This is a genomic window from Maribellus sediminis (genome assembly GCF_011799805.1).
GTDB lineage: Bacteria > Bacteroidota > Bacteroidia > Bacteroidales > Prolixibacteraceae > Draconibacterium > Draconibacterium sediminis_A.
Genome location: NZ_WXUB01000001.1, coordinates 941,453 through 967,046, shown reverse-complemented (window position 1 = coordinate 967,046; position 25,594 = coordinate 941,453). Strand labels below are relative to the sequence as shown.

At 41.1% G+C, this 25,594-nt stretch carries 23 protein-coding genes and 2 tRNA genes; 3 read left to right on the top strand and 22 right to left on the bottom strand.

All coding sequences use genetic code 11. The features are described from left to right. Positions 1–36: 36 nt before the first annotated feature. The 19 genes from HFD85_RS03780 to tamL all read right to left on the bottom strand — a co-directional run bounded on the left by HFD85_RS03780 (position 37) and on the right by tamL (position 20,529). Positions 37–480 (bottom strand): MarR family winged helix-turn-helix transcriptional regulator, encoded by a 444-nt coding sequence (locus HFD85_RS03780; RefSeq protein ID WP_167605268.1) that lies wholly within the window; start codon positions 478–480, stop codon positions 37–39. 178 nt (positions 481–658) lie between these two features. Beyond that, positions 659–985, bottom strand: coding sequence for a DUF3467 domain-containing protein (locus HFD85_RS03775; RefSeq protein WP_167605267.1), 327 nt, complete (start codon positions 983–985; stop codon positions 659–661). Positions 986–998: 13 nt separating this feature from the next. Beyond that, positions 999–5,270 carry a DNA-directed RNA polymerase subunit beta' gene (rpoC, locus tag HFD85_RS03770; protein ID WP_167605266.1) on the bottom strand — a complete coding sequence of 1,424 codons (4,272 nt, stop codon included), beginning with the start codon at positions 5,268–5,270 and terminating at the stop codon, positions 999–1,001. Positions 5,271–5,310: 40 nt separating this feature from the next. Continuing rightward, positions 5,311–9,120, bottom strand: coding sequence for a DNA-directed RNA polymerase subunit beta (rpoB, locus tag HFD85_RS03765; protein WP_167605265.1), 3,810 nt, complete (start codon positions 9,118–9,120; stop codon positions 5,311–5,313). 111 nt (positions 9,121–9,231) lie between these two features. After that, positions 9,232–9,609 (bottom strand): 50S ribosomal protein L7/L12, encoded by a 378-nt coding sequence (rplL, locus tag HFD85_RS03760; RefSeq protein WP_167605264.1) that lies wholly within the window; start codon positions 9,607–9,609, stop codon positions 9,232–9,234. Positions 9,610–9,642: 33 nt separating this feature from the next. Beyond that, complete coding sequence (gene rplJ / locus HFD85_RS03755) at positions 9,643–10,161, bottom strand: 50S ribosomal protein L10 (protein ID WP_167605263.1); 519 nt, start codon at positions 10,159–10,161, stop codon at positions 9,643–9,645. An 11-nt stretch (positions 10,162–10,172) separates the two neighbouring features. Then, positions 10,173–10,868 (bottom strand): 50S ribosomal protein L1, encoded by a 696-nt coding sequence (gene rplA, locus HFD85_RS03750; protein WP_167605262.1) that lies wholly within the window; start codon positions 10,866–10,868, stop codon positions 10,173–10,175. A gap of 14 nt (positions 10,869–10,882) precedes the next feature. Then, positions 10,883–11,326 carry a 50S ribosomal protein L11 gene (rplK, locus tag HFD85_RS03745; protein ID WP_167605261.1) on the bottom strand — a complete coding sequence of 148 codons (444 nt, stop codon included), beginning with the start codon at positions 11,324–11,326 and terminating at the stop codon, positions 10,883–10,885. Between the two features lie 20 nt (positions 11,327–11,346). Beyond that, positions 11,347–11,895 (bottom strand): transcription termination/antitermination protein NusG, encoded by a 549-nt coding sequence (gene nusG / locus HFD85_RS03740; RefSeq protein ID WP_167605260.1) that lies wholly within the window; start codon positions 11,893–11,895, stop codon positions 11,347–11,349. Between the two features lie 18 nt (positions 11,896–11,913). Next, complete coding sequence (secE, locus tag HFD85_RS03735) at positions 11,914–12,105, bottom strand: preprotein translocase subunit SecE (RefSeq protein ID WP_167605259.1); 192 nt, start codon at positions 12,103–12,105, stop codon at positions 11,914–11,916. 139 nt (positions 12,106–12,244) lie between these two features. After that, complete coding sequence (gene tuf / locus HFD85_RS03730; RefSeq protein WP_167605258.1) at positions 12,245–13,432, bottom strand: elongation factor Tu; 1,188 nt, start codon at positions 13,430–13,432, stop codon at positions 12,245–12,247. A gap of 40 nt (positions 13,433–13,472) precedes the next feature. Then, positions 13,473–13,544, bottom strand: a tRNA-Thr gene (locus HFD85_RS03725). Between the two features lie 62 nt (positions 13,545–13,606). Next, a tRNA-Gly gene (locus HFD85_RS03720) sits at positions 13,607–13,679 on the bottom strand. A gap of 259 nt (positions 13,680–13,938) precedes the next feature. Next, positions 13,939–14,241, bottom strand: coding sequence for a ribosome hibernation-promoting factor, HPF/YfiA family (gene hpf, locus HFD85_RS03715; protein ID WP_167605257.1), 303 nt, complete (start codon positions 14,239–14,241; stop codon positions 13,939–13,941). Positions 14,242–14,243: 2 nt separating this feature from the next. Then, entirely contained in the window at positions 14,244–15,143 is a 900-nt protein-coding gene (locus HFD85_RS03710; protein ID WP_167605256.1) for a tyrosine-type recombinase/integrase, read from the bottom strand. Positions 15,144–15,185: 42 nt separating this feature from the next. Continuing rightward, a complete protein-coding gene (gene rpsU, locus HFD85_RS03705; RefSeq protein WP_167605255.1) occupies positions 15,186–15,377 on the bottom strand; it encodes a 30S ribosomal protein S21 in 192 nt (63 codons plus the stop codon). Positions 15,378–15,493: 116 nt separating this feature from the next. Then, positions 15,494–16,582, bottom strand: coding sequence for a helix-hairpin-helix domain-containing protein (locus HFD85_RS03700; protein WP_167605254.1), 1,089 nt, complete (start codon positions 16,580–16,582; stop codon positions 15,494–15,496). A gap of 121 nt (positions 16,583–16,703) precedes the next feature. Then, a complete protein-coding gene (locus HFD85_RS03695; protein WP_167605253.1) occupies positions 16,704–18,077 on the bottom strand; it encodes a sodium-dependent transporter in 1,374 nt (457 codons plus the stop codon). Between the two features lie 115 nt (positions 18,078–18,192). Beyond that, complete coding sequence (tamL, locus tag HFD85_RS03690; RefSeq protein WP_167605252.1) at positions 18,193–20,529, bottom strand: translocation and assembly module lipoprotein TamL; 2,337 nt, start codon at positions 20,527–20,529, stop codon at positions 18,193–18,195. 91 nt (positions 20,530–20,620) lie between these two features. Here tamL and HFD85_RS03685 point away from each other — a divergent pair, with 91 nt between their 5' ends. Continuing rightward, positions 20,621–21,382, top strand: coding sequence for a TrmH family RNA methyltransferase (locus HFD85_RS03685; protein ID WP_167605251.1), 762 nt, complete (start codon positions 20,621–20,623; stop codon positions 21,380–21,382). 4 nt (positions 21,383–21,386) lie between these two features. Here the strand turns inward: HFD85_RS03685 and porT are convergent, their stop codons facing one another. From porT to HFD85_RS03670, 3 genes are all read right to left on the bottom strand, one after another. Then, positions 21,387–22,139: a type IX secretion/gliding motility protein PorT/SprT gene (gene porT / locus HFD85_RS03680; protein WP_167605250.1), complete on the bottom strand. Its 753-nt coding sequence runs from the start codon at positions 22,137–22,139 to the stop codon at positions 21,387–21,389. A 62-nt stretch (positions 22,140–22,201) separates the two neighbouring features. Beyond that, positions 22,202–22,930 (bottom strand): bifunctional demethylmenaquinone methyltransferase/2-methoxy-6-polyprenyl-1,4-benzoquinol methylase UbiE, encoded by a 729-nt coding sequence (gene ubiE / locus HFD85_RS03675; RefSeq protein ID WP_167605249.1) that lies wholly within the window; start codon positions 22,928–22,930, stop codon positions 22,202–22,204. After that, on the bottom strand, positions 22,930–23,970 hold the full coding sequence (locus HFD85_RS03670) for an AIR synthase-related protein (protein ID WP_167605248.1): 1,041 nt from the start codon (positions 23,968–23,970) through the stop codon (positions 22,930–22,932). Before HFD85_RS03670 ends, ubiE begins: the two co-directional genes overlap by 1 nt. Positions 23,971–24,082: 112 nt before the next feature. Between HFD85_RS03670 and HFD85_RS03665 the strand changes: the two genes are divergently transcribed. Together HFD85_RS03665 and HFD85_RS03660 are read left to right on the top strand one after the other, a co-directional pair. Beyond that, positions 24,083–24,844, top strand: a complete 762-nt coding sequence (locus HFD85_RS03665) for an SDR family NAD(P)-dependent oxidoreductase (RefSeq protein WP_167605247.1) — start codon at positions 24,083–24,085, stop codon at positions 24,842–24,844. Between the two features lie 39 nt (positions 24,845–24,883). Next, the gene (locus HFD85_RS03660) at positions 24,884–25,594 is read left to right on the top strand and encodes a glycosyltransferase (protein WP_167605246.1); all 711 of its coding nucleotides are present in this window, start codon (positions 24,884–24,886) and stop codon (positions 25,592–25,594) included.

Here is a 25,594-nt window from a genome sequence, read left to right as displayed (position 1 = left end):
AAAACTTTCAAATGTGGGCAAGCAGACTCCTAAGTATTAAGAATTTACATCAGAATTTTTAGCGATGTTCAGAATTTTGGCAACTATCTGTTTAAGTTCCAATAGTTCCTGGGAACTTACTCCCATGGCTTCTGTTACTTTCTGAGGAACCAAAGCAGCTTGCTCTTTTAACAATTCCCCTTTTTGCGTTAACGCGATTTCCACAACCCGCTCATCGCTCTGTTTCCTTGTTCTGGTTAATAGCCCCTTTTGTTCCATTCGTTTTAACAATGGGGTCAAAGTTCCACTATCCAGAAATAAGTTATCTCCGATCTGATTTACAGTTTGCACTCCTTTTTCCCACAGCACCATTAATGCCAGGTATTGCGGGTAGGTAATGTCCAACTCATCAAGAAAAGGACGGTACTTGCCGATAATTTCCCTGGCTAAAGTGTAAACCGGAAAACATACCTGATTATCTAACGCTAAAGTTTCTTTCATGCCGGCACAAATATAGTCAACTATTATATTGTGCACTATTTTATTGCCAATAATTTTAATTTTTAAGATAACTTTTAACATACAGGAAAAAACTCAGGAAATAATGCCTGCTTTCGCAACTCCAAAATAAAAAAGGGAGCCTATTGACTCCCTTTTTCTATTTCGCATCTATTATGTTTTATGCTTGTGCCGTTGGCCCACCAAAGTTCATTGGTGGCAACGAAGGATCCGAACCCGGTTTTACATTCTTGATAGGACCGTGCAGTGCTTCATATTTTGCAATATTGTCCTGCAAAGCCATCAATAAACGTTTTGCGTGTTCCGGTGTAAGAATAACTCTTGATTTTACATTTGCTTTTGGAACACCCGGCATTATCCGGACAAAATCCACTACAAACTCTGAACTTGAATGAGTTATAACTGCCAGATTAGAATAAATCCCCTGGGCTACCTCCTCGCTCAGTTCAATATTGATCTGTTGTGACTTTTGTTTTTTATCTTCCATTTTGCTTTATGTTTTAGCTATTCGTCGTTGTATGACGCATATCAACCAACCTGTCGTATTCTTCTTTCGAACCTACAACCAGGTTTTTGTATTCTTTCAAACCGGTACCGGCCGGGATCAGGTGACCACAAATAACGTTCTCTTTCAATCCGTCGAGGTAATCGACTTTACCGTTGATAGCGGCTTCGTTAAGAACCTTAGTGGTTTCCTGGAAGGATGCAGCTGATAACCAACTACGGGTTTGCAGTGCAGCCTTGGTAATTCCCTGAAGGATCTGGCTCGATGTTGCAGGAATTGCATCACGCGATTCAACCAGTTGCTTATCTTTTCTTCTCAACTGTGAGTTTTCATCTCTCAGTCGACGTGCAGAAATGATCTGACCAGCTTTCAAATCCTCAGCATCACCGGGCTCGATTACTACTTTTTTACCGTAGATCCAGTCGTTTTCTGAAGAGAATTCGTTTTTGTCAACAACTTGTTTTTCAAGGAAACGTGTATCTCCCGGGTCTACGATTTCCACTTTGCGCATCATCTGACGGATGATAACTTCGAAGTGTTTATCGTTAATTTTTACACCCTGCATACGGTACACGTCCTGAACTTCATTCAAGATATATTCCTGAACAGCTGTCGGTCCTTTAATTGCCAGAATATCAGAAGGAGTAGTAGCACCATCTGATAACGGTGTTCCTGCCCTGATATAGTCGTTCTCCTGAACAAGGATTTGTTTTGACAGTGGTACAAGGTACTTCTTAACATCGTCGGTTTTAGTAGTAACGATGATTTCGCGGTTACCACGTTTGATCTTACCCAGTGAAACTTCACCATCAACCTCGGAAACAACTGCCGGGTTCGATGGGTTACGTGCCTCGAACAACTCGGTAACACGTGGAAGACCACCGGTGATATCGCCTGCTTTACCAGCAGCACGTGGAATTTTAACCAGAATAGTACCGGCCTTAACTTCCTGACCTTGCGATACCGCGATGTGACCACCAACCGGAAGGTTATAAGAACGGATCATTTCACCTTTCTTATCAACAATTCTCAATGTTGGGTTTTTGGTCTTATCCTTGGTTTCGATAATTACTTTCTCGCTATAACCGGTTTGTTCATCCGATTCTTCACGGAATGTAATACCTTCAATCAGGTTCTCGAAATCAATCTTACCGTCGAATTCAGTAATGATTACACCGTTGAATGGGTCCCATTCACAAATCAGTGTTCCTTTACGAATTTCTTCACCGTTTTTCACATACAGTTTAGAACCGTATGGCAGTGGGTGAGTAGAAAGTGGGATATTGGTGTTTTTGTCGATGATCTTCAATTCGGCCAAACGACTAACAACTACCACACGATCTTTACCTTCGTTATCTTTGAATTCTACTGAACGTAGTTCTTCGATTTCACAGTAACCATCATATTTCGATTCAACAGTAGACTGCGCAGAAATGTTACCTGCAATACCACCCACGTGGAAAGTACGCAGTGTAAGCTGAGTACCAGGTTCACCGATCGACTGTGCAGCGATAACACCAACAGCTTCACCTTTCTGAACCTTCATTCCACTGGCCAGGTTACGACCATAACACTTAGCACATACACCTACTTTTGATTCACAGGTAAGTACCGAACGAATTTCAACGGTTTCAATCGGAGAATCCTCGATCACGCGAGCAATATCCTCTGTGATTTCGTCACCCGATTTAATAATCAGGTTACCATTCAGCGGGTGATAAATATCGTGAACAGTAGTACGTCCAATGATTCTTTCGAACAGTGAAGCAACTACTTCTTCATTGTTTTTCACATCGGCAGCAATCAAACCACGCAGCGTTCCACAGTCGTCTTCAGAAATAATTACGTCCTGAGCAACGTCAACCAAACGACGGGTCAAATAACCCGCATCTGCTGTTTTAAGCGCGGTATCCGCCAAACCTTTACGAGCACCGTGGGTAGAGATAAAGTACTCCAGTACCGAAAGTCCTTCTTTAAAGTTGGCGAGGATCGGGTTCTCGATAATTTGTGAACCGGTTGATCCTGATTTTTGTGGTTTTGCCATCAATCCTCTCATTCCGCAAAGCTGACGGATCTGTTCTTTCGATCCACGAGCTCCGGAGTCGAGCATCATATAAATTGAGTTGAATCCCTGACGGTCGGTACTCAAGGTCTTCATTACCGAATGAGTCAATTTCGCGTTGGCATGTGTCCAGATATCAATAACCTGGTTGTAACGCTCGTTGTTGGTAATGAAACCCATGTTATAGTTGCTGATAACCTCTTCAACCTCTTCGTAACCTTCGCTTACAATGCTTTCCTTATCTTCAGGAATGATAACATCACCAAGGTTGAAAGACAATCCACCGCGATAAGCCATGGTGTATCCAAGGTTTTTAATATCGTCGAGGAACTTAACGGTAATCGCATTACCACTCTTGTTGAATACATCGGTAATAATGGTTCTCAACGATTTCTTGGTCAGCAACTGGTTTACGTAACCTGCCTGACGTGGAACAAATTCGTTGAATATTACGCGACCAACAGTAGTTTCGATAATGTGATTGAAATACTCACCGTTTTCATCAACATCTTCAACTTTTACTTTGATGATGGCGTGCAAATCGATTGCTTTTTCTGCATAGGCAATGGCAACCTCTTCTGCTGAATAGAAAATCATTCCTTCGCCACGGCCGCCTTTACGAGGCTTGGTCATGTAGTACAGACCAAGAACCATATCCTGCGATGGTACCTGGATAGGTGCTCCGTTAGCAGGGTTAAGCAGGTTGTGCGAAGCCAGCATCAAAAGCTGTGCTTCCAGAATTGCAGCGTTACCTAATGGTAAGTGAACAGCCATCTGGTCACCGTCGAAGTCGGCGTTAAAACCTGTACATACCAGCGGGTGCAGCTGAATCGCTTTACCCTCGATCAGTACCGGCTGGAAAGCCTGAATTGACAGACGGTGCAGTGTGGGCGCCCTGTTCAACATTACAGGATGTCCTTTCAATACATTTTCAAGAATTTCCCAAACAACCGGGTCTTTTCTATCGACAATTTTTTTGGCCGATTTTACAGTTTTTACAATTCCTCGCTCAATCAACTTACGGATTACGAAAGGTTTGTAAAGCTCTGCAGCCATATCTTTTGGAAGACCACATTCATGGATATGAAGTTTAGGTCCTACAACAATCACCGAACGTGCAGAATAGTCAACACGTTTACCCAACAGGTTCTGACGGAAACGTCCTTGTTTACCTTTCAAACTGTCGGACAGTGATTTCAGTGCACGGTTGTTTTCGGTTTTTACCGCGTTTACTTTACGCGAGTTATCGAATAACGAGTCTACAGCTTCCTGTAGCATACGTTTCTCGTTTCTTAAGATTACCTCAGGTGCTTTAATCTCGATCAGTCGTTTCAAACGGTTGTTACGAATGATCACCCTGCGGTAAAGGTCGTTCAGGTCGGAAGTGGCAAAACGTCCACCATCCAGCGGCACCAACGGACGCAAATCCGGAGGTATTACAGGAACAACGCGAACGATCATCCATTCCGGACGGTTCAGGTTTTTGCTGGCTCTGAATGCCTCTACTACCTGAAGTCTTTTCAACGCTTCGTTTTTACGTTGCTGCGACGTTTCGGTGTTAGCTTTGTGCCTTAAGTTAAATGACAAATCATCAAGTTCAATTTTTGCCAAAATATCATAAAGCGCTTCCGCTCCCATTTTCGCAATAAACTTGTTTGGATCGTCATCATCAAGGAACTGGTTTTCTTTTGGAAGTGAATCCAGAATATCCAGGTATTCTTCTTCAGTAAGGAAATCCAGTTGTTTAACACCGTCTTCGGCTTTAACACCCGCCTGAATTACTACATAACGTTCGTAGTAAATAATCGAGTCGAGTTTTTTGGTTGGCAAACCAAGCAGGTAACCAATTTTGTTTGGTAACGAGCGGAAATACCAAATATGAGCTACAGGAACTACCAGCGAGATGTGGCCCATTCTTTCACGACGTACTTTCTTTTCGGTAACTTCAACACCACAGCGGTCGCAAACGATTCCTTTGTATCGGATACGTTTATATTTACCGCAATGACACTCGTAGTCTTTTACAGGTCCGAAAATACGCTCGCAAAATAAACCGTCGCGCTCAGGTTTATATGTTCTGTAGTTAATGGTTTCCGGTTTCAGCACTTCACCATACGATCTTTCCAGAATTTCTTCAGGAGATGCAAGGCTCACAGATACTTTTGAGAAACTCGTTTTTGCTTTATTATCTTTTCTGAATGCCATAATTCAAATTAAATTCTATTAAACTGAACCTTAAAATATTCTACTCCATACGAACGCTAAGTCCAAGACCGCGCAATTCGTGAAGCAGTACGTTCAACGACTCCGGAATTCCCGGTTGCGGCATCGGCTCACCTTTCACAATGGTTTCATAAGCTTTTGCACGTCCCATTACGTCATCCGACTTAACGGTAAGGATTTCCTGCAGAATATGAGAAGCACCAAATGCTTCGAGTGCCCAAACTTCCATCTCACCAAAACGCTGACCACCGAACTGGGCTTTACCACCCAATGGCTGCTGTGTAATAAGCGAGTATGGTCCGATTGAACGGGCGTGCATTTTGTCTTCAACCATGTGGCCCAGTTTCAACATATAGATAATCCCCACGGTTGCAGGCTGGTCGAAAGGTTCACCAGTTTCACCGTTAATCAAACGTGTTTCTCCAAATCTTGGCACGCCTGCTTTATCAGTATATTCTGAAACTTCCTCTAAGCTTGCACCATCAAAAATCGGAGTTGCAAATTTTAATCCCAGTTCCTTTCCGGCCCATCCAAGTACAGTTTCGTAAATCTGTCCAAGGTTCATCCTCGAAGGTACACCCAGTGGGTTAAGCACGATGTCAACCGGTGTACCATCTTTCAGGAACGGCATGTCCTCAGCACGAACTACTCTTGAAACAATACCTTTGTTTCCGTGACGTCCCGCCATTTTATCACCAATCTGAAGCTTGCGCTTTTTGGCAATGTAAATTTTTGCCAATTGGATGATACCTGCAGGAAGTTCGTCACCGATGGTAACATTGTAGCGTTCGCGACGTGAAACCGCTTCAGCTTCTTTACACTTCATGATGTAATTATTGATCACACGGAAGATAAGATCGTTCTTATCTTTATCGGTTGTCCATTTTGATGGATTAACCGTCATGTAATCAAGTTCCTGAAGTTGTTTCAAGGTGAATTTCACACCTTTTGCAACTACTTCTGTTCCGTAGTAGTCTTTTACTCCCTGAGAAGTTTTACCACTTACCAGTGTGAACAGTTTATCTTCGAGTTTAGCCCTCAAACCTGCTATATCGCGATCCAGTTTTTCATCGATCTGATCGAGCAGTGTTTTTGTGGCTTTACCTTTTTTATCTTTTGTTACTCTAGAGAATAACTTTTTATCGATAACCACACCTTTCAGCGATGGAGAAGCTTTCAGTGAAGCGTCTTTTACATCGCCTGCTTTGTCGCCGAAGATAGCACGAAGCAGTTTTTCTTCAGGTGAAGGATCAGATTCTCCTTTTGGAGTGATCTTACCGATAAGAATGTCACCAGGTTTTACGTTGGCACCAATACGGATCAAACCGTTTTCATCAAGGTTGCGGGTAGCTTCCTCGCTAACGTTTGGAATATCAGAAGTAAATTCTTCAACACCACGTTTGGTATCGCGAACCTCAAGGCTGTATTCATCAACGTGAACCGAAGTAAATACGTCCTCGCGAACGATGCGCTCCGAAATCACGATCGCATCCTCGTAGTTGTACCCCTGCCATGGCATGAATGCTACCATCAGGTTACGTCCGAGTGCTAATTCACCTTTATCGGTTGCATAACCTTCGGTAAGGATCTCGCCTTGTTTAATGCGTTGACCTTTAACAACAATTGGCTTCAGGTCAACTGTTGTTCCCTGGTTGGTTTTAGTATATTTTTGAAGGTTGTAAGTAACAACTTCAGGGTCGAAACTTACAAAACGGTCATCTTCAGAAACATCGTAACGTACGATAATTTGTCTTGCATCAACAAATTCGATAACACCATCGAACTCGGCTTTTACCATAATGTTCGAGTCGGCAGCAGCTCTACCTTCCAAACCTGTACCTACAATAGGCGCTTCAGGACGAAGAAGCGGAACTGCCTGGCGCATCATGTTCGATCCCATCAATGCACGGTTAGCATCGTCGTGCTCAAGGAATGAAATCAGCGATGCAGCAACAGAAGCAATCTGGTTCGGACCTACGTCCATCAGCTCAACTTTCTCACGCTCAACAACAGGGTAGTCACCGTCCAAACGTGCTTTAACACGCTCGTTAATGAAATTACCATCTTCGTCGATCGGTGCGTTGGCCTGAGCAATGATCTTTCCTTCTTCTTCTTCAGCTGTTAAATAAACAGCACCTGCTTCTGAAAGATCCACTCTTCCGTTTTCAACCTTACGGTACGGAGTTGAGATAAAACCTAGATCGTTAATCTTTGCAAATACACACAACGAAGAAATCAAACCGATGTTCGGTCCTTCAGGTGTTTCAATCGGACAAAGACGTCCGTAGTGTGTAAAGTGTACGTCACGTACTTCGAAACCTGCTCTTTCACGCGACAGACCACCAGGACCTAATGCCGACATACGACGTTTGTGCGTCATCTCAGCCAGCGGGTTGGTTTGGTCCATGAACTGCGAAAGTGCATTGGTACCGAAGAATGAATTAATAACCGATGAAAGTGTTTTCGAGTTGATCAAATCGATCGGTGTAAACACTTCATTGTCGCGAACATTCATTCTTTCGCGAATGGTACGGGCCATACGAGCCAAACCTACACCAAACTGGTTGAACATTTGCTCGCCAACCGTACGTACCCTACGGTTGCTAAGGTGGTCGATATCGTCAACATCAGTTTTCGAGTTCACCAACTGAATGAGGTTCTTGATAATCTCAATGATATCCTCTTTGGTAAGAACCCGGTTTTCCATGTCAACATCGATTCCGAGTTTACGGTTAATACGGTATCGACCTACTTCTCCAAGATCGTAACGTTTGTCAGAGAAGAACAGTTTATCGATTACGTCGCGGGCAGTAGCCTCATCCGGCGGTTCTGCGTTACGCAACTGGCGATAAATGTGAAGTACTGCTTCTTTTTCTGAGTTACATGGATCTTTTTGAAGAGTATTGTATATAATGGCAAAATCCTGTTGATTCTGATCTTCTTTATGCAGAAGAATGGTTTTTACACCTGAATCAAGGATTTCTTCAATATGATCTTCTTCAATGTCGGTTTCACGATCGATGATAACTTCGTTACGCTCGATTGAAACCACTTCTCCTGTATCTTCATCAACAAAGTCTTCAACCCACGATTTAAGAACACGGGCAGCCAGTCGACGACCAACTACTTTTTTAAGACCTGTTTTTGAAACTTTTACCTCATCAGCAAGGTTGAAGATTTCGAGAATATCTTTATCACTCTCAAATCCGATAGCACGTAACAAGGTGGTAACAGGTAATTTCTTTTTCCTGTCGATGTATGCAAACATGACACTGTTAATGTCTGTTGCAAACTCAATCCACGAACCTTTGAATGGGATGATACGTGCTGAATAAAGTTTTGTACCGTTGGCGTGTACACTCTGTCCGAAGAAAACACCCGGTGAACGGTGTAACTGAGAAACGATAACCCGTTCCGCTCCGTTGATGATGAATGTACCTCTTTCGGTCATGTATGGCACAGTACCCAAATACACGTCTTGCACCACAGTGTCGAAATCTTCGTGTTCCGGGTCGGTACAATACAATTTGAGTTTAGCCTTTAACGGCACACTAAAAGTTAAACCACGCTCGATGCATTCGTCGATGGAATATCTTGGAGGGTCAACCTGATAATCGAGAAATTCTAACACAAAGTTATTTCTGGTGTCAGAAATAGGAAAGTTTTCTTCGAATACCTGGTATAAACCTTCATTCCTCCTGTCGTCGGGAGTGGTTTTTAACTGAAAAAAGTCTTTAAACGATTTAACTTGTACTTCTAAGAAGTCAGGGTAATCAAACCTGGTTTGTGTTGAGGAAAAATTAATCCTCTCTTGTCTTGTATTTACTGACATGTATTTATACAGGTTAATGAGATATAAAATATAAATACACAAAAAGGTTTAGAACCCATCTCCCGATGGATTCTAAACCGTATAACCTATTGTGCAATAGGTAATAATGCGTTATTTTAATTCTACTTCAGCGCCAGCTTCTTCCAACTGTGCTTTCAGTGCTTCAGCTTCGTCCTTCGACACTTTTTCTTTCAGTGCTTTAGGAGCTTCGTCAACAACTGCTTTGGCTTCTTTCAGACCAAGGCCAGTTAATTCTTTAACGAGTTTAACAACAGCAAGTTTTGATGCACCACCTGATTTCAGGATTACATCAAACTCAGTTTGTTCAGCAGCAGCTTCTTCGCCACCGCCAGCGGCTGGACCTGCAACTGCAACTGCAGCAGCAGCTGGTTCGATACCATATTCATCCTTAAGGATACCAGCTAATTCGTTAACCTCTTTAACAGTCAAGTTTACTAACTCTTCTGCAAGCTGTTTTAAATCTGCCATTTTTATTTCTTTTTAAATATTATTTCAAAAAAATTATTCTTTCTCTTTCAGTGTATCAAGAACACCGTGGATAATATTACCACCCGATTGCAACTGTCCAAGAACAGTTTTCATTGGTGATTGTAACAGAGCAACAACATCTGCAATAAGTTCGTTTTTCGATTTAACGGCAACCAGAGCATCCAATTGCTCAGCTCCCATGTAAACTGATTCTTCAACAAAAGCAGCCTTTAATACCGGCTTTTTATGCTTTTTAGCGAATTCTTTAATCAGTTTAGCAGGAACGTTACCGACAGTCGTAAACATTACGGAAGTGTTTCCCTTTAGTGCATCGTAAATTTCTTCGGTGTTCTTTTCAGAACTTTCAAGAGCTTTACGTAAGAGTGTATTCTTAACAACAACCAGTTTTACATCTTGTTTAAAACATAGTCTCCTTAACTCACTGGTATCTTCAGCGTTTAAGCCTGCAATGTCTGCCAGATAAAAATGGTCGTATGAATCTATCTGTTCTTGTAAATTATTTATAATAACTTGTTTTTCTGAACTCTTCATAATTCCTATTTTTATTCTGCAAACGACTTAGATTCTACCTGAATACCAGGGCTCATGGTACTGGAAAGATAAATACTCTTAATGTAGGTTCCTTTTGCAGCAACAGGTTTCAGTTTGTTAATGGTGTTGATGAACTCAACAGCATTCTCCTTGATTTTCTCAGGAGTGAATGAAACTTTACCGATTGAAGTGTGAACAATACCAAATTTGTCCACTTTAAAATCGATTTTACCCTGTTTTACTTCAGAGATGGCTTTACCAACATCCATAGTTACGGTACCACTTTTAGGGTTTGGCATTAAGCCACGAGGACCAAGAATACGTCCTAACTGCCCTACTTTTCCCATAACCGGTGGCATAGTGATGATAACATCAATGTCAGTCCAACCGCCTTTAATTTTCTCAACGAAATCGTCGAGACCTACATAATCTGCTCCGGCATCTTTGGCTTCCTGCTCTTTGTCAGGAGTAACCATAGCCAAAACACGTACTTCTTTTCCGGTTCCATGGGGTAACGAAACTACGCCTCTAACCATCTGGTTAGCCTTTCTTGGGTCAACTCCAAGGCGTACATCGATATCAACAGAAGCATCGAATTTGGTATAAGTAATTTCCTTTACCAATTGTGCTGCCTCGTCGATTGAGTATACCTTTCCTTTTTCGAGTTTCTCCAAAGACGCTTTTTTATTTTTCGTAATTCTGCCCATCGTAAAAGATATTTTTAGTTATTGAATGGTGAAGCACCTTTAACAGTGATTCCCATACTTCTGGCAGTTCCAGCTACCATTTTCATTGCTGATTCTACTGTAAAGCAGTTCAGGTCTTCCATTTTGCCTTCGGCAATTTGTTTTACCTGATCCCAGGTTACAGAACCCACTTTTTTAACATGTGGTTCTGATGACCCGCTCTTTAACTTAGCAGCCTCTAACAATTGAACAGCCACAGGAGGTTGTTTAATTATGAAGTCGAATGACTTGTCGGCATAAACAGTAATAATAACCGGCAACACTTTCCCTGCTTGGTCTTGTGTACGCCCGTTAAACTGTTTGCAGAACTGCATAATGTTTACCCCCTTGGCACCCAATGCTGGTCCCACCGGTGGTGAAGGATTAGCTGCACCACCTTTGATCTGTAATTTAATTAATCCAGCAATTTCTTTCGCCATAACAATAAATTAAAGCGTTACTATTCCTTTTCAACTTGCATGAAGCTAAGCTCTAAAGGAGTTTTACGTCCAAAAATCTTCACCATCACTTGCAGCTTCTTCTTTTCCTCATTGATTTCTTCAATGGTTCCGTTAAAGCCGTTGAATGGTCCATCGATAACTTTTACAGTTTCGCCTACCACATATGGGATATTGATTTCTTCGTCGGTTTCCGCTAATTCGTCAACACGACCTAAAATCCTGTTTACCTCACTCTGCCGCATCGGCACCGGATCTCCACCTTTGGTGTCGCCTAAAAATCCGATTACGTTAGGAAAATTCCTTAGTGTGTGTGCAACTTCACCCACTAATGCAGCTTCGATTAAAACATACCCCGGAAAAAAGTTTCGCTCCTTACTGATTTTTTTACCATTTCGGATCTGATAAACTTTTTCGGTTGGTATTAGAACCTGATCAACAAAACCTTTTAGATCTCCATTTGCGATTTCGTTGTCGATATATTCTTTTACCTTCTTCTCTTTGCCTCCAATAGCACGAAGAACATACCACTTTTTACTATTTTCGCTCATCTCGACTTAAGGTTTTGATTAATAAAATAAACCATAAACAAAATCCATAATGTTCCTGAATGACAGGTCCATTAGGAAGATAACTAATGATATAATAAAGGAAGCAATCATTACTACCAATGCGCTGCTTTGCAGCTCTTTCCAGGTTGGCCATGTTACTTTATGCACCAGCTCGTCGTAAGCTTCCTGGATGTATACTTTTAACTTCATCTGTAAATGTTCGTTGTTTTGATCGGAAGGTAAGATTCGAACTTACTGTTAACTAACCACTCCCAACTTCGAGTTTCAACCGAAAATAGTCCCGGGCCCAAGAGCCCGGGACTTATATTCTTATATGTGAACTATCGAATTAATCAATAATTTCAGTAACCTGACCAGCACCTACTGTACGACCACCTTCGCGGATTGCGAAACGAAGACCGATGTTCAATGCTACCGGGTAGATCAATTCTACTTCGATGGTTACGTTATCACCAGGCATAACCATTTCGCGGCCAGCTTCCAGGTGAATCTCACCAGTTACGTCCAAAGTACGCAGGTAGAATTGAGGACGGTATTTGTTGTGGAATGGAGTGTGACGTCCACCTTCTTCTTTTTTCAATACGTAAACCTCAGCTTTGAATTTTTTGTGAGGAGTGATTGAACCAGGTTTTGCCAGGATCTGTCCACGTTTGATTTCTTTTTTGTCAACACCACGTAACAACAAACCTACGTTGTCACCAGCCTGACCATCATCCAAAATCTTACGGAACATCTCAACACCAGTACATACAGTCTTGCGACCTTCAGCACCTAAACCAATCAACTGCAGTTCGTCACCAGTGTGAACCATACCAGTTTCGATACGACCAGTTGCTACAGTACCACGACCAGTGATCGAGAATACATCTTCAACAGGCATAAGGAATGGCTTGTCAATATCACGTGGAGGAAGTGGAATCCAGGTATCACAAGCTTCCATCAATTCCAATACTTTTTCTTCCCATTCTGGCTCTCCGTTCAATGCACCAAGAGCAGAACCCATAATAACAGGTGTATTGTCACCGTCGAATTCATAGAAATCGAGCAGTTCGCGGATTTCCATTTCAACAAGTTCCAATAATTCTTCGTCGTCAACCATATCCACTTTGTTCATGAATACTACCAATTTAGGTACGTTTACCTGACGAGCAAGAAGAATGTGCTCACGTGTTTGTGGCATAGGACCATCAGTAGCAGCAACAACGATAATAGCACCGTCCATCTGAGCAGCACCAGTTACCATATTCTTAACGTAGTCGGCGTGTCCAGGACAGTCAACGTGCGCATAGTGACGAGTAGCTGTCTGATACTCTACGTGAGCAGTGTTAATAGTGATACCCCTTTCTTTTTCTTCAGGAGCATTGTCGATTTGGTCAAATGCTTTAACTTCTGACCATCCTTTTTTAGCTAATACCATAGTAATAGCTGCGGTCAGGGTAGTTTTACCATGGTCAACGTGGCCAATAGTACCAATGTTTACATGGTCCTTATCCCTGTTAAAATGTTCTTTAGCCATAACTGCAAAATTTTAATTTATTTATCTTTTAAATCATCTGAGCCGAAGACGAGAATTGAACTCGTGACCTCATCCTTACCAAGGATGCGCTCTACCCCTGAGCTACTCCGGCTTAAACACATAAAGAGACAGGAATAATGATCATCGCTGTTCAAAATTCCAATCTCTATTTTGAGCGGGAAACGGGACTCAAACCCGCGACCCTTAGCTTGGAAGGCTAATGCTCTATCAACTGAGCTATTCCCGCATCTATATTTCCCTGGCAAAAATGCCGTGCAAAATTACAACTTTTTTCCAAACAGCTAAAAATTTTTTCTCTTTAACGAAAAATCATGTCATTTTTTGTTGCTAACCTCCTAAAAACGTGCTTAAAAAACCCAAGCATTTTTATACGTTTTTGTTGAAAGTGCGACTATTTCAGCTGTTTTCAGAACGCCCCTAAAAAGGGTTTGCAAATGTAAAAATTATATTTTAAAAACCTAACTCTCGCAGGTCTTTTTTAAAAATTATTTGTTCTTTAACTTTTGTTTGTATTTATCAAGCTGTTTCTTCATTGCGTCGATCGCTAAATCAGTAGCTTCTTCGAAAGTATCGGCCTGTTTTTTGGCAAATAAATTTTCCGTTGCCGGAATCGAAAGTTTTAACTCAGCAACCTTGTTATTTGCTGTTTCGGGTTTTGCAACTTTAAGAGTTACATCCGCTTTTATAATACCATCAAAAAAAGTGTCGAGCTTGCTAACTTTTTTGTTCACAAATTCTATCAGCTTTTGATCGGCATTAAAATGTACTGAATTAAGTTTTACTTCCATAATTAATTGTTTTTATCCCCACGCGGATGGGCTTGTTTATAACTGTCGCGCAGCTTTTCGAAGGTAGTATGTGTATAAACCTGTGTAGCTGCTAAATTTGCATGTCCTAATAATTCTTTTACGGCATTCAGGTCGGCCCCTTTATTTAACAAGTGAGTAGCGTAGGTATGTCTGAGCACATGCGGGCTTTTTTTCTCCAGCGATGTTACTTTACCCAGGCTCTTTTTCACTACCCGGTACACCAGTTTTTCGTATACCTGCTTTCCTTTTTCCGTAACCAGCAAAAAGTCTGTTTTGTATCCTATCTGCTTATTTCTTGCTATAACATAATTCTCTAGCAGATTGTTGATTTCTGATGGATAAGGAATGATTCTTTCTTTCTGTCGCTTCCCGAGAACACGAATCAGCTTCTCCCTGGTATCAATATCCCTTTCCTTCAGATTTATCAGTTCCGAAAGCCTTATACCCGTTCCGTAGAAAAGAGACAAGATCAGTTTATCACGAACTCCTGAAAAATCATCGTCAAAATTCCCAAGATCATCCAACAAATGATTCAGACTTTTCTCGTCGACAAAATTGGGAAGCTTTTTACGAACTTTCGGTAAAGTTAAATTGGATGCAGGATTTGACTCTACAACATCCTCGCGCATCAGGAAATTATAAAACGACTTTACTGTGGTGGCTTTCCGATGTATCGAACGAGGAGTTAATCCCTGTTCCATCAAATGCAGCAACCACCCCCTGACAGTGTCAGTTGTTACTGCTTTAACATGAAATTCCCCGATCACTATTGCAGAATACTCCACAAACTGATCGAGGTCATTTTTATATGCCACCACCGTATGAGCAGAATACCTCTTCTCACACTTCAAATAGTTGATAAACGATTCCTGATAACTCATTGGCTATCGATACAAATTAAATCAGGAACCACTAAAACAAGTTTAGTCTTCCTGACGCTGCAAACCTTGCACGTAAGCAGCTTTCTTCAACTCTTCCCTTCTTTTTACCGAAGGCTTGGTAAATTTTTGACGTTCGCGTAATTCTTTGATTACACCAGTCTTTTCGAATTTTCTTTTGAACCTCTTAAGAGCTCTTTCAATGTTTTCGCCCTCTTTTACCGGAATAACTATCATATCTAACGGTTTTACTTTTTAAAAATTGAGGCGCAAATTTAGAAATTATTCATAGTATATCAAATTTAAAGTAAAAAATTAATATATCCTATGTGATTATTTTTGTTTAAAACTATTTAACGACATGTGATATACGGGCGTATCCGCTTAAAGTTCTCGCTGTCAAAACTTTCCAAAAACTTAATATCTTCAAGCTTTTTGTAGGCTCCTGACGCATCGCGGTGGTTTAAGAGTTCAGTAACTTGCTCTTTATTTAAATAGGGGTGCCGAATCAGTTCCGGGTATTCTAGGAAGTTTATACGCAGCTTATTTAATTTAACAGTATCGGTAAAAACCTGGTTCGAAACACGATCGTAGACTTCCTGAGGGAAACCGTAAACCTCGAGCAATTGTTCGACAGTGTAATAACCACCTAACAACTCACGATATCTAATTATCCGGGATGCATAAGCCGGTCCTATTCCGGGAAGCTTCATCAGGTCGGAAGTATCAGCACCATTCAATTCTATCCTTACGATTTCTTTGACCTCCTTGTTCGGGGATTCAATTCGAATATAATCTTCAATTCGCACATAAAACACCGAATCTATTCCGTAAATCTTGAGCAAATCCTGAGGGAGTGTGAACACACCTCCGTTATCCCGGTATTTGATCAGGTTCGACGACTGAAATTCAGTGAAACCATATTTGAGCAAACTGTCTGCAGACACCTTGTTCGGATCGAATGGCGTTCCGGTCATTTCAAGTTCAACTTTCGTTTTTACCGGTGACGATTCAGCCTGAGTTCTTTCAATTTGTATGTAGTCTTTAATCGCATTGAATATGGAATCATTCATACCATATATCTTTCTTAGATCACAGGTACTAGTGAACTTTCCTCCCGACTCCCGGTAACTTAGAATGTTTTGCTTAACAAAATAAGGCAAATCGAGTATTTCGATTTGATCACGGGTTATCACATTAGGATCGAAATTAAACAGTTCAAGTTCCGGCTTTGCATTTTCGAGGGCCTGCTTTTTTTCCCAATCTTCAATGATCCCTTCAAGTTTAGAAAAATCATGTGACCGTTCTGTTCTGAATGCAGGTAAAATTCGATTAGCAAATATCAATAGAAGCAGAATTGCTGCAAGAATAAGCACCGCATTCCTGTCAGACCTGGAATAGGTTAAAAATTGACGTTGAATTTTTCGCCAGAGGTTTAACATTGTGACCTAGTTTAACATTGGGAATAACAAGTTGTTAAGTTATGAAAAATGAACAAAATACACAAAGACAGAAAGTAAAAAGGCCGGTATTAACCGGCCTAATAAATATCTTATCTGAATTCTAAGTTAATCCTTTTATGAATAAAGCAGCAACGGCAATTATACCAATGGCAACCGGGGCAATATATCGAATGATAAAGAAAACGATCTTGTGCAAAACAGATTTGATTTCTCCCTTATTACTGATCTCATCAAGGAAGTTCGATTTACCAAGTTTCCAACCTACAAAAACTACAATAAACAGTGCTCCAAACGTCAACATAATATTGGCTGATGCGAAATTTAGCAGATCGAAAATATTCAGTCCGAAAATATGAAATCCACTTAACGAACTAAACGATAATGTGGCCAATACTCCCAATACACTAATCGACACCGAAGCGATTATCGTTGCCTTTCCTCTTGTCATTCCCAATTCTTCTTTCAAATAAGCCACAACAACCTCAAGCACTGAGATTGTAGAAGTTAACGCAGCGACGGCCAGCAAAAAGAAAAATACAACAGCGAAAATTACTCCACCCGGCATGGCTTTAAATACCGCGGGAAGAACTTCAAACACCAAACCTGGCCCCGGAGACATTTGGTCGATGGATACAGAAGAAAAAGCAAAGATGGCCGGAATAACCATCAAACTTGACAGAATAGCAATACTTGTATCGGCTAGTGCAACCTGCGATGACGTTCTCAATAAGTGATTATCTTTTTGAATGTATGATCCGTACGTAATAAGCGTTCCCATACCGATACTCAGTGAGAATGCTGCCTGACCGAGTGCCATCAGCACTGTTTTAAAGTTCACTGCCGACCAATCGGGAACAAAAAGGTATTTTATACCTTCAGCGGCTCCTGGTAAACTTACTGAACGAACAACAACTACACCAATAAGAATTACCAGCACAGGCATTAATATTTTTGTGAACTTTTCGATACCTTTTTTAATTCCAGCATAAACTACAATTGCGGTTAGGAACATAAATACCATTTGCCAAATAAGCGGGCGGTATACGTCGGTACTGAAATCGGCAAAATTCTTCACATAATCATCGGTGTGCAGCAGTTTTCCTGAAATGGCCTGCACAAGATACTCCAGTGTCCATCCTGCAACGGCACTATAAAAAGAAAGAATAGCAAATGCGGTAAGAATTCCAAGGAATCCCACCAGGTACCAGGGCGTTTTGGGTGCCAGTTTTTTAAACGATCCAAAAGCGTTCAACTGTGCCCTTCTTCCAATCGAGAATTCAGAAAGCATAACAGGTATACCGATAAATACAATAAAGCTGATGTATAGAATAAGAAAGGCGCCACCTCCATTCTGGGTTGTAACCAGTGGGAATCGCCAAATGTTACCCAATCCAACAGCAGAACCGGCAGCTGCTGCAATCACTCCAAATTTCGACCCAAAAGAATCGCGGTTACCAGATGGAATATTTGCCATAAAATTTCAATTATTAATTAAATATCCTGTGAATCTTACAATTTCGGAATTGTGGCACCAAAAATGCAAAAAAATAACACTTCTAAAAAAAGATAGTATGGAAAAAACCAAAAATTTAAAAAGGATAGCCAATTGCGAAAGTGAAATTCAAGTCGTCGCCGGTTAAACCACGATTTCCGATTATCCAGCGCTGCCCTCTATCGGCCGACGGGTCGCGCAATTTTAATCCCATATCCACGCGAAGAATAAAGTAGTTCATGTCTAACCTCAATCCAGTACCGGTTCCAACAGCGATCTGTCGGTAAAACTTATTAAATTTGAAAACAGCACCCTCCCGGTTGTCGTTACTGTTAATCGCCCAAATATTTCCTGCATCTACAAACAACGCACCTTCAAGCTTTCCCAAAAGTTTAAATCGATATTCCACGTTGCCTTCCAACTTAATATCCGATGATTGATTTGGATAATTCTCCGGATCAGCCCTGTACGTACCCGGTCCAAGCGAACGAACCTGCCATGCCCGAATTCCGTTGGCACCTCCGGTAAAATACTGTTTTTCAAAAGGCAGCACTTTCGAGTTTCCATATGGAAATCCAACTCCTAAAAATGCCCGACCTACAATGCGGTTATACTGATCCAAAGTTACTGAGCGGCGAACTTCGATATCGGCTTTAAGGTATTGGGCATATTGGGTATTTAAAAACTGGTAATAAACCAGGGTGTCGCCTTCGAGTACTCTTGTGTGTTTGCTTTGTCCGGTCAGGGTCGACAAAAGCCAAAGTGTATTGCCCGATGATTCAACATTAAACCGGGCATAGGTATAATTATCCTTGAGGTTCAGTCGCTGGTTATTAAAGATCAACGAATAGTTCATTGCAAAAATAAAGTGATCGATAAAACTACTCTTGATATACAGATCCTTGATTGAGTTTATAAAGTCTTCATCAAACTCATACAAATGTACGAGGTTCATATCCAGGAAATTCCAGATGTGGCTGTAATTCTGCGAAGTTTTCCAGTCGTATCCCAGCTTCACGTTCGAAATGGTTCGTGTATATTCCGGACGACGCTGGTAATTATACCCAACATTTACAATCGTTTTCGGCAGATTTCGCTCGAAACTTCGAATGTATTTACCCGGACCAAGAAGCTTTGGAATGGTAAGATTAGCTTCGGCTCCAAGTTCACGTGTATTAAAATATTCCGTGTTGTTGTTTACCGTACGCTTCATTCGTTCTGTAGCACCTTTCAGCCTTAATTGAAGAACTTCGGCCCCTTTAAACACATTCCGGTGCTGGTAATAAATATTACCTGCAACACCAAAGTTTCCGGAAGTATTCGTCCCTTCCAGATCGAGCGACACCGATTGCTTATTTAACGGTGCCAAGCGAATCCTGCAGTCGAGCAAATTACTGTCTTGTGCCGCGTAGGTCTCATTAAACTGGATATCGACATACCGAAACTGGCGCAAACGGTTAAAGGCATTAAAAGTCTGCTCAACTTCCGAACTATTATACAACTCACCACTGGTCATTTGGGTTGAACGAATGAAAAGTCCGGGCGGATATTTAAAGTGTTTTGTCAGAAAAAGTTGCGAATTATCCCAACGTACAGTATCAGTAAAAACAGTTCCTCCGAATTGATACGACCCAACCGGCGAATTCCCGGGAAGTATCGAATAATAAAAATTGTTGACAAAATAAGGCCTCAAAATCTTTGCAGAATCCTTCTGAGCATCTTTTGTTTCGCCCACGTAAAGGTCGAGCAAAGCCTGCTTAGTATACTGAAGAGTATCGGCAACGTAACGTACCTGGTTTTTCGAAAAATAGTAGTAGCCGTTATCGCGGTAGAGTTTTACAATCCGCTCCTGCTGTTTCTCGAGCTGGTAGATATCGAAAGGAATGCCAGGTTTAAATCGCTGGTTGACCGAATCTTTCAGGAAAATGTCGCGTAATTCCGGAGTTGAAAAATGATATCGAATTTCTTTAATCCGATAGCGTTCACCGGGTTCAATACTAAATTTCAAATCGGCCTTTTGCGTTTTTTCATTAAAACTTACATCATTCGCTATGCGCGCCTGGTAATAACCTTTGTTATTCATGTACTGTTCCAGTTGATCGTTCGAACGTTCGGTTAATACTTCATCATACAATACAGGCGGCTCTCCAATGCGTTTCAGCCAGTCGTCAGTCTTTTTCTTCGACGACAGGTTGTACATCAGCAGGTAAAACTTAATAAAACCCAGGATTTTGTAGTTTTCTTTCTGCCTGAGAAAAGATTTGGCTTCTTCTTTATTGATATTCGGATCATCGACTTGGAGCTCTACTTTATTGAGCAGGTACTTTTCTTCGGGCACAAAACGAGTCTGCGAGCAGGACACAAAAAATAACACGGATATTAATAGCAACCACTTCCCTACTACTACTCTATTTCTATCACGTAATTTTCCCAATTTCAAATCTTTTAATGCCCAAAATTAAAGAAGAGTTTCTTTCAGAAAGATTAACTTTACTTCTTTATTCAAATTAAATTGCTTTTTCTGAATGATCAGTAAAAATACAATAAAACGCCTGAATTCCTTATCGCAAAAAAAATACCGAAATAAGGAAGGGTTGTTTTTAGTTGAAGGTGATAAAATGGTACTGGAACTTGCCAGCTCGGCACTGATTATTGCAGAACTATTCGTTACGGCAGATTTCGAACACGATTATAAAAAAAGTGGTTTGAAGGCTGAAAAAATAAGCGTTGTTGAAAAAGCTGAGCTAAAAAAAATAAGCCAGTTAAAAACACCACAGAATAGTCTGGCCGTTTGTCGTTTACCGGAAGCCAAACCGATACCGGAAATGATTAACGACGACCTGTCCGTTTTCTTGGATGGAATACAGGACCCCGGTAACATGGGAACGATCGTTCGTCTTTGCGACTGGTTTGGAATTCAACATCTATTCTGCTCTCCCGACACGGTTGATTTGTTTAATCCAAAAGTGATTCAGGCCAGTATGGGATCGTTTATGCGGGTGAATGTTTATGAATGCGAATTGGAAGCTGTAAAAGCCCTGGCAGCAGCATCAGGAGCGGTAATTTACGGGGCATTTATGAATGGAGAAAATATCTATGCCGCAAACCTGGCTGAGCATTCGATCCTGGTTGTTGGTAACGAAGGAAACGGCATTCGTGAAGCTTCAGAAGCTTTAATCGATAAAAAAATCAGTATCCCAAATTTCTCAGAAAACAATAGCAAAGCAGAGTCGCTGAACGTTTCGGTAGCCATTGCAATTATCTGTTCCGAATTTAAACGCAGGTAATCAATTACTCGAAATGAAAAGAAAGTGTAAAGATCTTCGATCGGAGATCTTTAATGGATTGTGCATAATACTGTTTCTGCACAGGAGCAGGCAGGTCTCCCAACTGATTATTCAAACCATAACTGAATTTGGCCTCCACCGAAAATCGGAAGAATGGAAAATAGTGATCCCAGCCTCCACCCATTTCAGCATAAAAACCACTCTTTTTTAATTTCACAAGATCTTCCTGTGCTGTTCGCGATATATCGTGTCGGTAAGCACTTCCCACAATAACATATGGCCGGTTGTTATTAATACGGCGGGCCTTGTATTTTAAAAGTAAGGGAAAATCGAGAAAAGTAGATTTTATTGAGTAATACTGAGTAGTTTCGTAGTTATTAATATCAATAACCGGAACATTGTAGGTAAGTTGGCGTTCGCCAAACGAAAGTCCGGGTAAGAATCGTAGGTTAAAGTCTTTATTCAAGCGCAGACTTGAAATAATTCCAACGGTAAATCCGGGAACCAATGTTGCAACATCAGAACGAATATTTGTTTCATCAGTTGGCCATCTGTCGGCAGGATTAAAAACAAAATCTGGATTTTCACTAATCGGATTGAAATTCACAACATTAAAATCGAGGGTGTTTAAGCCAATTGAAAATCCAAAATGAACCAACTTGTCATCGAAAGTGGTCAGGAAATTCACCTTTTGCTTTTGCGCGAAAGACGAAATCCCAATAAACAACAGCAGTATAACAACTAATAATTTCCTCACAGTAATATTTAATTCCTAATTTCTCAAACCTGAAAAAATCCAATTTATTGTTTACCTCCTGCTTATTTCTTTGGTTTATGTGCCTCGTAAATAGAGGCTATACCAAAGGTTTGCGGGTAGCACTTATTTTGTATGAAACCAACTTCGGCTAAAATAGCTAAAAAATTATCACCATCGGGAAATTCTTCTACCGATTCAGGCAAATAAGTATAGGCACTCTGATCCTTTGAAACGATACGACCTATTAATGGTAGAATGCGTTTAAAATAAAACAGGTACAACTGTTTGAATGGCGCTTTTACGGGTTTTGAAAATTCCAGCACATAAAAAACTCCTCCCGGCTTTATAACCCGCAATATCTCCTGCAGACCGATTTTCAGGTTTTCGAAATTCCTAACGCCAAAGCCAACGATTGCGGCATCGAAAACGGCATCTTCGAATGGCAGGTTTTCGGAATCGGCCTTCAACACAGAAATCCGGTCTCCAAACTTTCTTTTGGCAATTTTCTCACGTGCCACGTTCAACATGCCTTCAGAAAGATCGATACCTACAATTTCGGCATCAATACGCTTCGAGGCGGCAATGGCAAAATCTCCTGTACCGGTGGCAATATCAAGAATACGCTCCGGTTTAAAGGGCTTCAATTTGTAAATGGTATGCTTACGCCAAAGTTTGTCGATATTAACCGACAAAAGGTGGTTCAGCAAATCATACTTCGGGGAGATATTGTCGAACATCTCCTCAACCTGTCCCTTTTTGTTTTGATCTGAATGCTTATATGGAAGGGCCATTAAACTCCGGCGGTCATTTTATCGATAAAACCATACGACTCGTCATCAATTCGAATTTCACCCTTGGTAACGTGTCCCAAAGTAAAGAAAGGTATTTTCATGTCTGTCATAGCATCCACAAAATCATCTTCTTTATCGGGGTGAACACCAACAAGAATCCTACCCATAGCTTCGCCGAACAGAAACGAATCGATGCGCGTTTCGGCACTTGTTGTTATATCGAATCCAAGTTCGTTCGGGATGGCGGCTCTTAACAGGGTAAAGAACAAACCACCTTTTCCGATCGGGCTCGCACTTTCAATCAGATTGTCGGAAATCAACTTTTTTATACAGTCCTGAATTTTAACCTCCTCGTTGATATTGAAAGCCGGCAGCGGCGATTCGGAAATTCCGTGAAAAAACTCGAGGTACTCTGATGAATTAACATCATCAATCATATTTCCAATCATGAAAATATGGTTCCCTTTTCTTTTAAATGAATGAGTTTTAATCTCAGTATCTTTTTCCACGATCCCCATCATACTAATAATGATGGTTGGCGGAACCGGTCCGTGTTCCGAAAAATGATCGAAACGTATCTTGCGGTCCGAGATCTTCAGGTTAAAACGCTGAGCGGCATTTTCGAGGCCTTTTTTGGCTCCCGAAGCAATAAACTGACCATTCGGGTCGGCCACATTTATATGGTATAAAAATGCGCTTATTACAGTTGGTGTAGCCCCAAAACAACGCATTTTGCGCGCTGCCCTCGAAATGAGGATTTCTGTTGCCTTTTGCGGATCACTTTCCAAATGGTGGTGAAATGCGTGTGTGCTAATGGCCATTTTTGTTCCATTCGCATCAAGATCGAATACACCTGTTTCATCGGTATCGCTGTCGCCAATGGCATCGGGCGATATATTCAGTTCATTAAAGTCGTTGAAATAATTTATGGTCGATAAATTCGGGTTTACCATCAACGAAAAGATTACCTCTTCTATATTCTCCGGTTCCGGTATACTATCGATTGAAAATTCCTGCTCAGTCTGGATAGTGTCACTCATCTGGCTCCTCCTTTCAGTAATAATTAAGTTCAAGCAAAGGTAATTAAGTACGTCATTTATCCATAAAAATAGATGTTTTTTTTAATTTCGCGCATACTCTAAATCGTGCACCATGAACCGTATTGCATTAATTACCGGTGCCACTTCAGGCATTGGAGAGGCTACAGCTGAGATTCTGGCTCAAAACAATTTCGACCTGATACTCACCGGTCGAAGAAAAGACAGACTGACAGAACTTCAAGCCAGGCTTCAAAAGGATACAAGCTGTGAAGTTGTTATTTTAGCGTTTGATGTAAGGGATAAAGCAGCTACAGAATCAGCTTTTAGTAGCCTTTCTGCTAAATGGAAGGCAATTGATGTATTGATCAATAATGCCGGTCTTGCTGTGGGAATGGAAACTATTGATGAAGGTGTTGTTGATGACTGGGAACGGATGATTGACACCAACATCAAAGGCCTTTTATACATTACCCGCCTTGTTTCGCCACTTATGGTACAACGAAAAAGCGGTCACATTATCAACCTTTCTTCTATTGCCGGTAAAGAAGCTTATGCCATGGGAAATGTTTATTGCGCCACAAAACATGCTGTACAAGGATTAACTCAGGGCATGCGTATCGACCTTGTTAAACACGGAATAAAAGTAAGTTCTCTTGCTCCGGGCGCCGTTGAAACCGAATTCTCGATGGTGCGATTTAAAGGAGATAAATCGAAAGCTGACGGGGTATATAAAGGATTTGTTCCATTATATGCCAACGACATCGCAGAAACAATCCTGTTTATGGTAACCCGCCCCGCACATGTAAATATCGACGATGTGCTGATAATGCCAACCAGCCAGGCATTCTCGCGTATTATTCACAAAGAAGAATAAACGATTAATGTGTACCTTTAAAGCGCAAATTTTTAAACTATGTCAGAAGCAATCGTAATCACTCCGGTAAAGGATTCTCTAACTACCTTACAACAAACTGTTGAAGCCATTATTCAAGCCGATGGTGATTTTGAATACATTGTATTTAACGATTTTAGCCAGACAGCAACAAAGGACTACCTTAACAAGGCAGCCGCAGAACATAAATTCCAGGTAATTCACCTTGAAGACATTACCGATACACCCTCGCCAAATTACAAGCTTGTATTGCAAATGGCGCAGGAAATGGCACTTAAGAAATCGTGTCCATTAGTAATTGTAGAGTCGGATGTGGTAGTAAAAAAGGATACTTTCACCCAACTTTTCGAAATTGCCTCGAAAGAAAAAAATCCCGGAGTTGTCGGAGCTATCACGGTTGATCAGTCCGGAGCATACAATTTCCCGTATACTTTTGAGAAAATAAAAGGGACCGAGGTTCTGGATACCAATCACAGCCTGAGTTTTTGCTGTACGCTTTTAACTCCTGATTTCTTAACTGATTTCAGTTTTAAAACACTTGCCGAGAATAAAGACTGGTTTGATGTTTTCATTAGCCGGAAATCGAAAAAAATGGGTTACCACAATTACCTTGCTAAGGGTGTTGAAGTATTACACCTCCCCCATTCCAGCAGACCGTGGAAAAACCTTAAATATAAAAACCCGGTGTTGTATTACCTTAAAAAAATCTTCTTAAAACGCGACCGCATCTGA

Excerpts from the sequence above, each read along its gene's own strand:
- HFD85_RS03695 (WP_167605253.1), bottom strand. The coding sequence starts at position 18,077 with ATGGCAAATATTCCATCTGGTAACCGCGATTCTTTTGGGTCGAAATTT.
- HFD85_RS03775 (WP_167605267.1), bottom strand. The coding sequence starts at position 985 with ATGGAAGATAAAAAACAAAAGTCACAACAGATCAATATTGAACTGAGC.
- HFD85_RS03670 (WP_167605248.1), bottom strand. The coding sequence starts at position 23,970 with ATGAGTGACACTATCCAGACTGAGCAGGAATTTTCAATCGATAGTATA.
- secE (WP_167605259.1), bottom strand. The coding sequence starts at position 12,105 with ATGAAGTTAAAAGTATACATCCAGGAAGCTTACGACGAGCTGGTGCAT.
- ubiE (WP_167605249.1), bottom strand. The coding sequence starts at position 22,930 with ATGGCCCTTCCATATAAGCATTCAGATCAAAACAAAAAGGGACAGGTT.
- rplL (WP_167605264.1), bottom strand. The coding sequence starts at position 9,609 with ATGGCAGATTTAAAACAGCTTGCAGAAGAGTTAGTAAACTTGACTGTT.
- HFD85_RS03685 (WP_167605251.1), top strand. The coding sequence starts at position 20,621 with ATGATCAGTAAAAATACAATAAAACGCCTGAATTCCTTATCGCAAAAA.
- HFD85_RS03700 (WP_167605254.1), bottom strand. The coding sequence starts at position 16,582 with ATGTTAAACCTCTGGCGAAAAATTCAACGTCAATTTTTAACCTATTCC.
- rplK (WP_167605261.1), bottom strand. The coding sequence starts at position 11,326 with ATGGCGAAAGAAATTGCTGGATTAATTAAATTACAGATCAAAGGTGGT.
- nusG (WP_167605260.1), bottom strand. The coding sequence starts at position 11,895 with ATGAGCGAAAATAGTAAAAAGTGGTATGTTCTTCGTGCTATTGGAGGC.
- HFD85_RS03660 (WP_167605246.1), top strand. The coding sequence starts at position 24,884 with ATGTCAGAAGCAATCGTAATCACTCCGGTAAAGGATTCTCTAACTACC.
- HFD85_RS03780 (WP_167605268.1), bottom strand. The coding sequence starts at position 480 with ATGAAAGAAACTTTAGCGTTAGATAATCAGGTATGTTTTCCGGTTTAC.
- HFD85_RS03710 (WP_167605256.1), bottom strand. The coding sequence starts at position 15,143 with ATGAGTTATCAGGAATCGTTTATCAACTATTTGAAGTGTGAGAAGAGG.
- rplA (WP_167605262.1), bottom strand. The coding sequence starts at position 10,868 with ATGGGCAGAATTACGAAAAATAAAAAAGCGTCTTTGGAGAAACTCGAA.
- HFD85_RS03665 (WP_167605247.1), top strand. The coding sequence starts at position 24,083 with ATGAACCGTATTGCATTAATTACCGGTGCCACTTCAGGCATTGGAGAG.
- rpoB (WP_167605265.1), bottom strand. The coding sequence starts at position 9,120 with ATGTCAGTAAATACAAGACAAGAGAGGATTAATTTTTCCTCAACACAA.
- rplJ (WP_167605263.1), bottom strand. The coding sequence starts at position 10,161 with ATGAAGAGTTCAGAAAAACAAGTTATTATAAATAATTTACAAGAACAG.
- hpf (WP_167605257.1), bottom strand. The coding sequence starts at position 14,241 with ATGGAAGTAAAACTTAATTCAGTACATTTTAATGCCGATCAAAAGCTG.
- rpoC (WP_167605266.1), bottom strand. The coding sequence starts at position 5,270 with ATGGCATTCAGAAAAGATAATAAAGCAAAAACGAGTTTCTCAAAAGTA.
- rpsU (WP_167605255.1), bottom strand. The coding sequence starts at position 15,377 with ATGATAGTTATTCCGGTAAAAGAGGGCGAAAACATTGAAAGAGCTCTT.
- tuf (WP_167605258.1), bottom strand. The coding sequence starts at position 13,432 with ATGGCTAAAGAACATTTTAACAGGGATAAGGACCATGTAAACATTGGT.